11 protein-coding genes are annotated in these 11,467 nt (G+C 37.4%); 7 read left to right on the top strand and 4 right to left on the bottom strand.

The window, feature by feature from the left end:
• Positions 1-3: 3 nt before the first annotated feature.
• Positions 4-1,092 carry a 3-phosphoserine/phosphohydroxythreonine transaminase gene (gene serC / locus L6W14_RS14750; RefSeq protein ID WP_131520577.1) on the bottom strand — a complete coding sequence of 363 codons (1,089 nt, stop codon included), beginning with the start codon at positions 1,090-1,092 and terminating at the stop codon, positions 4-6.
• 394 nt (positions 1,093-1,486) lie between these two features.
• Between serC and L6W14_RS14745 the strand changes: the two genes are divergently transcribed.
• Both L6W14_RS14745 and L6W14_RS14740 read left to right on the top strand, forming a co-directional pair.
• Entirely contained in the window at positions 1,487-2,023 is a 537-nt protein-coding gene (locus tag L6W14_RS14745) for a hydrolase (protein WP_131520578.1), read from the top strand.
• 303 nt (positions 2,024-2,326) lie between these two features.
• Entirely contained in the window at positions 2,327-2,746 is a 420-nt protein-coding gene (locus L6W14_RS14740; protein ID WP_227744903.1) for a hypothetical protein, read from the top strand.
• Between the two features lie 32 nt (positions 2,747-2,778).
• On the opposite strand, the gene L6W14_RS14735 is transcribed toward L6W14_RS14740, so the two are convergent.
• Together L6W14_RS14735 and L6W14_RS14730 are read right to left on the bottom strand one after the other, a co-directional pair.
• Positions 2,779-3,291 carry a PCYCGC motif-containing (lipo)protein gene (locus L6W14_RS14735; protein WP_131520580.1) on the bottom strand — a complete coding sequence of 171 codons (513 nt, stop codon included), beginning with the start codon at positions 3,289-3,291 and terminating at the stop codon, positions 2,779-2,781.
• A 79-nt stretch (positions 3,292-3,370) separates the two neighbouring features.
• A complete protein-coding gene (locus tag L6W14_RS14730; RefSeq protein ID WP_237898265.1) occupies positions 3,371-5,668 on the bottom strand; it encodes a YhgE/Pip domain-containing protein in 2,298 nt (765 codons plus the stop codon).
• A 192-nt stretch (positions 5,669-5,860) separates the two neighbouring features.
• Here L6W14_RS14730 and L6W14_RS14725 point away from each other — a divergent pair, with 192 nt between their 5' ends.
• The 5 genes from L6W14_RS14725 to cyoE all read left to right on the top strand — a co-directional run bounded on the left by L6W14_RS14725 (position 5,861) and on the right by cyoE (position 10,430).
• On the top strand, positions 5,861-6,340 hold the full coding sequence (locus L6W14_RS14725; RefSeq protein WP_131520582.1) for a thioredoxin family protein: 480 nt from the start codon (positions 5,861-5,863) through the stop codon (positions 6,338-6,340).
• 100 nt (positions 6,341-6,440) lie between these two features.
• Positions 6,441-7,142: a tetratricopeptide repeat protein gene (locus L6W14_RS14720; RefSeq protein WP_131520583.1), complete on the top strand. Its 702-nt coding sequence runs from the start codon at positions 6,441-6,443 to the stop codon at positions 7,140-7,142.
• 775 nt (positions 7,143-7,917) lie between these two features.
• On the top strand, positions 7,918-8,475 hold the full coding sequence (locus L6W14_RS14715; protein WP_131520584.1) for a hypothetical protein: 558 nt from the start codon (positions 7,918-7,920) through the stop codon (positions 8,473-8,475).
• Positions 8,476-8,512: 37 nt separating this feature from the next.
• Positions 8,513-9,166 (top strand): alpha/beta hydrolase, encoded by a 654-nt coding sequence (locus L6W14_RS14710; RefSeq protein ID WP_066036432.1) that lies wholly within the window; start codon positions 8,513-8,515, stop codon positions 9,164-9,166.
• A 313-nt stretch (positions 9,167-9,479) separates the two neighbouring features.
• A complete protein-coding gene (gene cyoE / locus L6W14_RS14705) occupies positions 9,480-10,430 on the top strand; it encodes a heme o synthase (protein WP_131520585.1) in 951 nt (316 codons plus the stop codon).
• A 68-nt stretch (positions 10,431-10,498) separates the two neighbouring features.
• Here cyoE and L6W14_RS14700 read toward each other — a convergent pair whose 3' ends face one another.
• Positions 10,499-11,233, bottom strand: a complete 735-nt coding sequence (locus tag L6W14_RS14700; RefSeq protein WP_131520586.1) for a metallophosphoesterase — start codon at positions 11,231-11,233, stop codon at positions 10,499-10,501.
• Between the last annotated feature and the right edge of the window lie 234 nt (positions 11,234-11,467).

Genomic DNA, 11,467 nt, shown 5'->3' with positions numbered 1-11,467 from the left:
AGTTTATTGATGTTTTTGTTGGAAATCTACCATGAAATCTCGTAAAGCTTCACATGCCTCAAGGGGCACTGCATTATAAGTGGAAGCACGACAACCACCTACAGAACGATGTCCATTTAGCCCAACAAAACCTGCTGCCTTTGCCTCTACAAGGAATAATTTTTCCAGCTCCTCATCTGCAACACGGAATGTAATGTTCATTAAAGAACGACTTTCTGGTGTGGCATGGCCTTTGTAGAAGCCATTACTATTGTCAATGGCATCATAAATGACTTTGGCCTTTAATTCATTATGTTTCTCAATTTCTGTTACGCCGCCTTTAGCTTCAACCCATTTTAACACCTCGCCTAGCATATAGATCCCAAATGTTGGAGGTGTATTATAAAGTGAATTACTATCAGCATGTGTTGTATACTTTAGCATCGTCGGAATATTTTTATTGGCTTTTTCAAGTAAATCTTTGCGAATAATTACGACCGTTACACCTGAAGGACCAAGGTTTTTTTGAGCACCAGCATAGATGATTCCGAACTTTTCAATATCAACGGGTTTTGATAGGATGTCACTTGACATATCTGCCACTAATGGAACATTTCCTGTATCAGGGTAGTTTTTCCATTGCGTACCATATATCGTATTATTGGATGTGATGTGAACATATGCATCATCTTCATTGAATTGAATATCTTCTAAAGCAGGAATATTGCGGTATTGGTTTTCTTTTGTGCTTGCAGCTTCAACAGGTGTCCCAAATAATTTAGCTTCCTTAAAAGCTTTCTCAGACCATGAGCCTGATAATACATAGCTAGCTTTTTGCTCAGTTGTTAAGAAGTTCATAGGCACCATTGTAAACTGAAGGCTTGCTCCACCCTGTAAGAATAGTACCTCATAGTTTTCAGGAATAGCATAAAGTTTTTTTAATAAAGTAATGGCTTCGTTATGTACTTCATCAAAAATGGCACTACGGTGACTCATTTCCATAATGGACATACCTGAATCACGGAAGTTTACTAATTGCTGTTGAGCATTTTCTAATACTTCTTGTGGTAGAGCAGATGGACCTGCGTTGAAATTGTATGCACGTTGTGTCAAAGTGGTACACTCCTTGTTTGGTTAATAACAGAACTTTACTGGATTATAACCTAATTTTCAAGAGAAAAAATAAAATTCTTAATATTTGAGCAGAATGGAGACAGACTCGCAACAAAATGTACACATTTAAGCAGGTATTTTCATTAAAAACGAACAAATAGAAAGTTATTTTTGAAATTAAGTGATATTTTCCGTATATTAAATATTTTTTGTTGCCATAAAAACGATAATGTTCGTGTTTTAATTTACAAGTATTTCCTTATTGGGAGTGTGAAACCTACAGGCTAAAGCAAAACCATTAAAATCGATTGTTAGAGAAAACTCCTTATTACTTTACGAGAGATAAGCAGGTTTTTGTATAATATTATAAAGAAAAGAAAAAGAGGTGTTCAGGATGTTTACAGTAGAGAAAGCTTGTTTAGTAGTGGTAGATGTGCAAGGAAAGTTAGCAACAATTGTTGATGACAGTGAAATGGTAATTGAAAATGTGGCAAAGCTCGTACAAGCAATGCAGGCACTGGAAGTACCTATTTTATGGCTAGAACAAAATCCAAGTCGTTTAGGGGGAACGGCTCTTGAGATTGCTCAGCATTTAGAAGGGCAACCGATTCCTAAAATGGCCTTTAGTGCGTGCCAAGAAGAGGCATTTGTAGAGGCGATGAAGGAAAATGGACGTACTCAATTCATTGTGACAGGTATCGAAACACATATTTGTGTGTACCAATCGGCTAGACAACTGAAAGAACAAGGATTTGAAGTAGAGGTTGTTGTAGATGCCGTATCTTCTCGAACAAAGGCAAATAAAGAAATTGGGCTTACAAAGATGCATGCGCTTGGTATTTACCCAACTAGCACCGAAATGATCTTGTATGAGCTACTACAACGTGCAGATCATGAACATTTTAAAACCATTTTGAAGCTTGTCAAATAACGTCACTAAAATCGAAACAATTGGTATATGTATTCCATTCATTGTAATAACAATTTTGTTTTCAAGAGAAATATATACAAAGAAATTGGGTTAGATTGAATAAATGTAGATGTTCGATGGGTCTATAGACCTTTATTGGGCATCTTTTTTATTTTAGGGCTAGATTATGTGTGACATTACTCATATAAAAACTTAGCCATTCCATTTGTTGTATACTATAATTAAAAATCGGGAATTCGTTATGGGTAAATAACTTTTAATTAGGATGATGACGATGAAAAAACAGTCATTTTTATGGGAGAAATGGAACAGCTAACATGGCTTGCCAAGCAATCCTCAAAGATCCCTCACACATCTGAGCAGCTTATCTCACAAGGGTTTTTACCTGAGGCAATTGGCCAATATGTGTTCATAACGAAAAATTTCTGGCAGCTTAAAGAGCCTTTATTATGGATTCATTCATTAGAAAATGCCTCTGTAAAAGGTAACTTTTATGCTCACTTGAAAGAGACAAATTCACAGACAGACGCTGCGATTGAAACAAAAGAAGGGCAATTTGTTGTAGCCATAAATCAAAATGCTGATAAGGAAGACGGTAAAGTAGCTAAAAAAGGTGAAATATCCTATGTTTTAATGGCAGAATTTGTTGGGCTCATCCTTGTCATTGCCGTTATCCTGTATATCATCCTTCGTAAACGAAAGAAAAATCAACTGAAACAATAAAAGCAAAGTCGCGAATGTGCGACTTTGCTTTTTTATGCAGGCATGTCCGTTGGTGTTGGTTTTGCATAGCCCTCTTTATACGTGTCATCAATGAACTGACGAATTTCTTTTAAGCTCTTGCCTTCCTTGTGCAGTTGTGCTGATTGGACAGCAATCTCTAAGCACACTAAACAACGCGTCCCATGATCATCCCAAACAATCGAACCATCCTCACGTTTTTCCTGAATAAAGCAATTTAAATTACTTTTATGGCCAGCAGATTCCCCACAGCCGCAATAGCATGGCATCCATTCGAGAATCTCTGTTGATTGTCCAGCGATTTGATAGACTAAGCGTATATTTTCTTGTTTGCCCTCTAAAAAGGTTGGTAGGACGTCAGCAGAAGCCGTTTCTTCTTGGATATCACCAGATGCCTCTGCATGGTCATGACCTTCATGTGAAGCGTCATTTGCTTTAGGAGAGGTTTCAGCACTGTTTTTATTTTCTCCACAAGCACTTAGTAACAGTAACGCCAATATAACAAAAATAGTAATCGATTTCTTCAAAAATAGCGCCTCCTACATGTTTACAATACTTCCATTATAACATCGTTTTCATAAACATTTACAGACGCCTCGTAGAAAATCAGTGAAATATATCTAATCCACGTGTTTTGTTCATGAAATGTTCCATTTTCTCGCTCAATAATTTTTTTAAGAAGAATCCGAACAGGATAAAAATGAACCAGAAACCAAATAGGAAGATGAGGTCCATCCAGACTGTTGACCAAATAATTCCGCCGACAGCTTCCCGCATCATTTCAATCGCATACGTAAATGGTAAAAAAGGGTTGATTATTTGGAAGAACCTCGGCAATAACTCGACTGGATAGGTTCCACCAGAGCCTGCAATTTGTAACACAAGCATCACAATCGCTAAAGCTTTTCCTACATTACCGAAGACGGATACGAGTGTATAGACAACCGTTACAAATACGAGACTAATAAAAAGTCCAAATAAGATAAAGTAGGCAGGTGCTTGAATGGAGCCGTCTACTAAGAAAATATCTCCAATGGTAATAATGAGAGTTTGAATAAACGAGAAAGTTGCAAATGTTAAGAGTCGACCAAAGTAAATTTCTCGAATACTATAAGATGAATCTCCGTGGAGATTCACAGACAATAATGAAATTAACAGTAAACAGCCTACCCAAATAGAGAGTACTGTGTAAAACGGTGTCATGGCTGTTCCATAGTTCGCAATAGGGAATACGCGATGTTCCTTTAATTTAATAGGCTCCTCAAAGAAATCACGTTCGGCGTTGACATCATTTTTTAGTAATTGCACAATCTCTGCTAGATCCGCTTCTTCTTCTAAAGTTCGTAGCTTATTCGCTAATTCTTTGATTTTAGCACTTAAAGTTGGAAATTCAGTTTGTATTTTTTGAATAGCTTGATTTGCTGTTCCTAGCGTGTTTTTGGCCTGTGTCAATTTATCTGTTGCCTGAGGTATGAATTGTTTTACATTTGTCAGCATGGTAGAAGCGTTAGTTAAAGTTTGCTTCGCACTGGTAAGGGTAGATCGAATTTGTGGCTCTAGACTTTCGCTATAATAGGATAAGAATTTTTGTAAATTAGCTGTAGCATTTTGTGCGATTTGCTGAATAGCTGTAATGTCTTGCTTGATAACATCTTTATCAATTGGCTTTAATTGATCCACTTTATTTAGTAAATCGTCATGTAGCGTCTGTAATTGTTGTAATGAGCTAAGCGCATTTGACGTAGAATCAATGAAGTTTGGAGGATGTTCCAAAGCTTCGCGAATGGCTGTCAGCTGTTCGATGATGGGTTGATTCGCTTCGGCATTACTTTCCTGTAAAGAACCAATAATGGTTGTTAAAGAGTCTTCTAATTGCTTACGAGTCGAAGCATCTGCCTGAATTAATTTTTGCAGTGCCTCAAGCGTTTGAATACTCTTGTTTATGTTGTCTTTAGAAGTTGACAATTGATTTTTAAGTGCCTCTTTCGTTTGCGTAATGGAGGCAGGGTCAAAATTTATACGATTGAGCTTATTGATGATCTCTGTAAAATGTTGGGCAATATTTTGAACAGTTGTGACATCCTTTTTGATGATAGGGGATAGTTCATTAAATAAAGCATCTGCTTCATTCACTAAATGTAAACCCTTTTGAATGGTAGTTAAACCATCTGTTGTTAGTTGTTCCACCTGTGGAACTTGTGTCAGCGCCTGATTAAGTAATTGATTTGCCTCTTTTCCTTGAGTAGAGGCTTGCGTTAAAAATGAATTAATATCAGGTAAATGCTGTTCGATAGTAAAAACATAGTTTTCGAATTTGCGAAAATCAGGTATGTCACGTTCCATTTCAATTCCAATTGAATTAAAAATAGAAAAAAGTGTCCCATTGACGGTGGATACAAATTCATTCGAAACCTGCTGTGTAAGTACGCTCGCTCCTTTACTTGTAATTTTAGGGGCAATAGGATTCTTTTTTTCATTTACATAATAATCAATATGGGCCTTCGTTGGTTGGTCGGTTAAAATAGAGGTTAGTTTTTGCGAAAAATCATTTGGAATGATTATGACTGCAAAGTAATCACCATTTTTTAATTGTTCCTTAGCTTTTTTCTCTGTTTCCAGCTTCCAAGTAAAGCTTTTATTCGTACGTAAAGTCTCAATTACTTCATTCCCGACATTAATTGCTTCATCTCTTACCGTGGTTCCCGTATCTTCATTGACAATCGCGATTTTCATATTAGAGGTGTGGGCGTAAGGGTCCATGGAGGCATAAATATTTAGCCAGGCATAAAGAGATGGAAGAAAAATTAGCCCACCTATAATGACAGCTACGACCCAGTTTGTGACAATATTACGGATATCTTTTGTATAAATTTGAAAAACATGCTGGAACGAGTTTTTCATCATGATCACCCCACATTCAAATTTTCATGAACTCTCACTATGTATGTTCCCAAATATACTTGAAATTATGTTATAAATGTGAAATATCTTCATTTAAAGGCGAATTAGTTTACTAGGTTTTCAAAACAATTTATAATCAATCGCGAATGCACTAAAACTAGGGCTTTTAGTGTAAAAAAGGAGGTCACTACTTTAGTGAAAAAATTATTAATTATTGGTTCGGTGATTGTTGTTTTATTTGCAGCAATTATTGTGCTTACCAACGTCTCAAACAAAAGTAAATTAGAAAGTGCAAATAACCCTTATGGCGATAAAAAGCTAAAACAAGAAACAATTGATCAATTGGATGATGAAAACTATCAAAACATTATGTTACCAGACGAACTAAAAGCTAAAATTAAAGCGGGTGAACCGGTCAATGCTTACTTCTTCAGTCCAATCTGTGTACACTGTCAAGCATTTACACCAGTATTAATGCCAATTGCCGATGAGCTTGGTGTTGATATTGCTCAATTGAATGTCTATGAATACGATGATCTATGGGAAAAATATAATATTGAAGCAACACCAACATTCATTCGTTTCGAAGATGGTAAAGAAGTAAATCGCTTTGTAGGAGCTCTTAAAGAAGAAGATTTACGAACGTTCTTAAATACGGTTGTGTTAAATAAATAGAAAAGGAAGAGACTGTATCATAATTATTTAGATACGGTCTCTTTTGTTTTTGTAGTGTATACTAAAAATACTGAATAGTTGTACACTGGAGGAATTCTGAATGTCAATGGATGATTATTTTTATAATGGTGAACTGATGAAATGCTATGAATTAGCGAAGCAGGTGACAAACGAAGAGGACAAAGTATTGGCACAAAAATATATTCGATTATTAGAAGAATATGAATATGATCGTTATCCAAAGCCAACTGCTCATCTCGAAGTACAGCATGTGGAACGAGCTGATGAAAGCTATCCAGAATCAGATCTAGTTGCAGATATACGGGCAATAAAAGATGAAGAGTCATTTGCGAAGCGTATTCAGCAATTGGAGGAAGTCGCAAAAACTGGAACACCCGCAGACAAGGCGCAATCTTTTTTTACACAGGGGGAGCTGTTCCTATTCGCACATCAATACAATGAGAGTGTTCACTGCTTTCAGCAAGCAGTAAAGCAAAATCCGAATAAGGCTGTCTACTGGGGGATCACAGGGCAGACGATGCATCGTTTTGGTTGGATGCCATTTGATGCGCTCGGTTATTTAGAACAAGCGATACAGCTAGATCCAACAAATCCTCGTTGGAAATGGAATAAAGCGCTCGTACTAATTCAATTAGCTAAGGATTTGCAAATGGCTCCATTTATGGCGAATGCAGCAATCACCTTAGAGGATGCACTAGCTTCTTGTGGCGAACAACAGCGGTCATTGAAAGAGGCCATTCAAAATACAGTAGATAATATGGATAGCTATGTTTTCTCCTGATATTTAGGGATTCCTATTTTCACCTTTCACAAACGATAATTACTTTACAACACTATGCGGATGTCCCCAATGTATATGGAGACATCCTTATTTTCTTGAAATAAGATTATGTCAACAGCGAAAAAAGACCTTTTGGCAAGGGAGAGGGTTGATTTCCGTTCCGCCAGCGTCCTTTCCAGGGGTCGTCCGATGAGACGCTTCACTCACTTGCGTTTGCTTCAGGGTCTCACCTGTGAAGCTAAATTCCCTAAGACTGAGGCTGGCTCCACTCCAATCAATCATTCTGCAAAGTGTCTTTACTTTTTTCATAGGAGCATAGCAATCAAATGGCCCATTATTTGTATTTTTAGAGGGAATAGGCTCTTATTTTCCATGTGGAGAAGTGAAGCGTGACACCACCTCTCCATAAAATGAGTAGTAAATACCTTCACTTTATTTGACTTTGCTAAGAAGATACATTTTTATAGAGTGGAGTGGGAGCCTACATGACTCCCGTTGGATAGCGAGACAGGCGAGCCCCTGCATGGATCGGTAACGGAGGAAACAATTTGGCGCTCGCCCACAGGAAAGCAAGTAGTCTTCAACGAAAATCTCTTTTCACCTTTCAAAAAATACTTTGGATGATTTTGTTTTCCAACACAGTGAGGATGTCTCCAATGCATATGGAGACATCTTTTTTACTGAGAAATCTAGTGAGCCGGGTTCGTTGCCATATTTCACAATCATGGTATGATAAGAAAGAAAATGATTTGTAGATATAAAGGACGGATTTTTTATGGCACAAGAAGCGGCAAATAAGTTTATAGAAAACGTATGTAATCATTTAGTTCGCAATATGAATATTACAAAAGTGGAAGAGCATTTTAAAGAAACAATTACTATGCAGCGACAATCAGCCGCAACATCTATGGACTTTTGGGACATGTTGATGATTAATATGCTTTATTTTACTGAGAATGAACAGGCTTGGCAGCAGGAATTTCTAAAAATGCTTCAAGCTAAGGAGTGGCTAAAGCCATCAGCTCTTGAAGAGGAATTATTAATGCATCAGATGCGAATTCGTCAACAAGTGGCAGAGCAATTGGATGCTGCAAAGAATTTATTCCATAAGCAATATGAGACAGAAGGCATGACAGAGGAAGCGATTATTTATGATTATGCCTATAGCTCTGCTGGGCATTCCATGCGTATGGATTTATTAACCGTGCTTGTATCCACGCCAGAGCAGTCAAAAATACTCTTTAACGCAGATCCACAAGAAACGATACGAATTGTCAATGGCTATATTGCCTACCATACTGATGGATTAATTAATAAAACAAAATTACACTAATTTTGTTACAAAGCTTCACGTGAAAGGAATTTGATTAATGAATACACCATTTACTTTTAACCATACACAACCAACAAATATGGACCCTACGAAGAAATACCCTGCTATTTTTTTGCTTCATGGCATGGGCAGCCATGAAGATGATTTACCACAATTAGTGCAAGATTTTCAAGAGCAATGTCATATATTTAGCTTGCGAGGGCCAATTACTCAACATCCCGGCTATGCTTTTTTTACCATTCAAGAGGTGGGGCAACCAGATCGTGCAATCTTCGATAAAGTGTTGATTGCATTGCAACGATTTATATTAGAGGCCATCGAAGAATATCAAATCGATCCTCATAAAGTATTTGTTTTAGGCTTTAGCCAAGGGGCGGTTTTAGCACAATCACTGGCCTTTGTTATGGGGAATTTAGTGACGGGTATTGTTGCATTAAGTGGCTATACGCCAAAGTTTGTGACGGAGGAATACGCTATTCGTTCTGTAGAACATTTACATGCTTTTATTTCGCACGGTGATTATGATTATGTAATCCCATCTCAATGGGGAATGGAAAGCAAGGAGATCTTTGAACAATTTGGTGCTACGGTGACATTTAAACAATACCCAGATGGACATGGTGTAACACCCGATAATCTTCGTGATCTAGTGGCATTTTTAGCGCAGCAACTACAGGAGGAAATTCAATAAAAGGAAATCCGAGGCAAAAATTTGTCTCGGTTTTTTTGGCTATCGTAATATGACCTATTATCAAATTATTTTTCTCCAATAGTGTTTGGAAGAATCGAGGCAAGAAGGTTCAAATTCACGTCAGTCGGTGGTATCATAGTAGATGTTGTGAATGAACGTGCTTTGTTAGATGAAAAACATGTACTTTATGTGAAAAGAGAGACAGAACAGATCTAAAAGGGGTAAAATAATAATTTGATGTGCTAGATGCAAATTTTGTCGCTTTCTATCGATGAAAGCGTGTAGAAATTATGGAGAAAAGGAATTAAGCTGAATGGAACAAAATCTGAAAACGGAGCATAAACCACTATCCTCCGAAAAAACAAGAGGGAAGTCATCACGTTCTTCTATTTTAGCGCAAACCGTCAAGACAGGGATTATCAAATCTAATTTAATACCTATGTGGGCTGGTTTAACGCTAGGCATGTACAAAAATAAAATGACGTTTGTAGACAATATACCAGAAATTATTTTTTCAACAATCGGTTCTGCCCTTGTCATTGGAGCTGCGGGGGCCTTTAATAATGTCTATGATCGTGATATTGATGCAATTATGCCTCGTACACAAAGCAGACCAACTGTAACAGGTGAAATGTCGGCAAAATCGACTTTATCATTAGCTGTTGTAATGTTAATTATTGGCGTAGCTGTGTTGGCACTTGCCTCTCCTTTAGCAGCGGCATTTGGATTATTAGGTGTATTCCTATATGTAGTCCCTTATACCATGTGGACAAAGCGTCGTACGATATATAATACAGAAATTGGTAGTATTAGTGGTGCGGTACCACCATTAATTGGTTGGTCCGCTGTATCTACAGATATTACACACCCAGCGATACTTGGTTTATTTTTTGTTATGGTCATTTGGCAAATGCCACATTTCTATGCTATTGCCATTCGCAAACGTGTAGACTATGAAGCAGCCAGTGTACCCATGCTACCAGTTATCAAAGGGATGCGTCGAACGTATTATCAAACCAATTTTTATTTAATATTATTGATTCTATCAAGCTTTTTATTTGGCTCGTTAAGTGTAGGCATCATGCTTGTGGCATTGATCTTAAGTGTTGCTTGGTTAGTGATGAGTATTTACGGTTATCATAGTAATACAGATCAAGTGAAATGGGCTACCAAAATGTTTGTTTTTTCCCTGTTCCATATGACTATACTATTCTCAACAGTTATTGTGTACTCGCTAGTAGGGGTTATTTTTAAGTTATATTAATTTTTCAAAAATGGCGCTGAAAAAATATCGTTGTGCGAAAACAATTACGAAAATAAAAACCAACAAGTTTACTCGTTACTTGTTGGTTTTTTATTATCGACTGAAATGATTTGGCGACTAGGCCACTCGAATGCATGTAACTGTCCGCCAAACACAGCGCCACCATCAATACCAATAATATTATTTTCTCCGAAATAAACACGATAATCAGTTGGATCATGATGCAGGTTATACGTAGGGGTATGGCCGAAGATTACTGTTTTTTCCCCTTGATAACCTGCGTGGAATTCCTCGCGAATCCAAAGTAAGCGCATAGGGTCAGTTTCGGCTATTGCAGCACCTGGCACAACGCCACCGTGAACGAAAATAGCATCCTCTAACTCAATATATATTTCAAATGTCTCCATTAACTGTAAATGTTCTTCAAGCTTAGGGAGCGTTTTAATAAAGCTAGGCAGAGTATTACTTTGGATGGCTTCCTCAAAGTCTGCCAACTGATAGCCATAGCTTGCTAATGTAGCCTCACCACCACAAAGTCCTACCCAATGGTTCCATGGCTTAGCAAGGCCTGAACGGCATGCATGGAGCATAATCGCCTCATGATTGCCTAGTAAAACTCGTGCACCTTTTGTCTGTAGTTCACTCACTAAATTTAACACACCACTAGAAGAGGGCCCTCTATCAATATAATCACCAAGAAGAAAAAGCTGGTCGTTCATTGGGTCATAGTTTGCTTTTAATAATAATTCTTCCAGTAGCCCTAATTCTCCATGTATGTCACTAATTGCTAGTATACGGTTCATTTACGAGCATCCTTTCTAATAGTACAGCTTTACCCTTAAGTATAGAGAATTATTCTACAAGTTTCGACTTTTCTAGCTTCTCCTAGCTTTTTTCATAGAATTTTTAAAGAAACAATTCTCTTACTACTATGTTTATCATATGAAGGATGTTTTTATAGCTTTATTCATTTGTCTAGAGAAGATGGGTGATGAGAGGAGGGAAATGCTTGAAACGTAACAGCAGAAGCAAATTGC

This window comes from Lysinibacillus sp. ACHW1.5 (genome assembly GCF_022014815.1).
Classification (GTDB): Bacteria; Bacillota; Bacilli; order Bacillales_A; family Planococcaceae; genus Lysinibacillus; species Lysinibacillus capsici.
The sequence above is the reverse complement of the archived record's forward strand: the minus strand, read 5'-3'. Positions and strand labels throughout refer to the sequence as shown.

Coding starts and splice junctions, on each gene's coding strand:
- L6W14_RS14740 (WP_227744903.1), top strand. CDS start 2,327: ATGGAACAGCTAACATGGCTTGCCAAGCAATCCTCAAAGATCCCTCAC.
- cyoE (WP_131520585.1), top strand. CDS start 9,480: ATGGAACAAAATCTGAAAACGGAGCATAAACCACTATCCTCCGAAAAA.
- L6W14_RS14720 (WP_131520583.1), top strand. CDS start 6,441: ATGTCAATGGATGATTATTTTTATAATGGTGAACTGATGAAATGCTAT.
- L6W14_RS14715 (WP_131520584.1), top strand. CDS start 7,918: ATGGCACAAGAAGCGGCAAATAAGTTTATAGAAAACGTATGTAATCAT.
- L6W14_RS14745 (WP_131520578.1), top strand. CDS start 1,487: ATGTTTACAGTAGAGAAAGCTTGTTTAGTAGTGGTAGATGTGCAAGGA.
- L6W14_RS14730 (WP_237898265.1), bottom strand. CDS start 5,668: ATGATGAAAAACTCGTTCCAGCATGTTTTTCAAATTTATACAAAAGAT.
- L6W14_RS14700 (WP_131520586.1), bottom strand. CDS start 11,233: ATGAACCGTATACTAGCAATTAGTGACATACATGGAGAATTAGGGCTA.
- L6W14_RS14710 (WP_066036432.1), top strand. CDS start 8,513: ATGAATACACCATTTACTTTTAACCATACACAACCAACAAATATGGAC.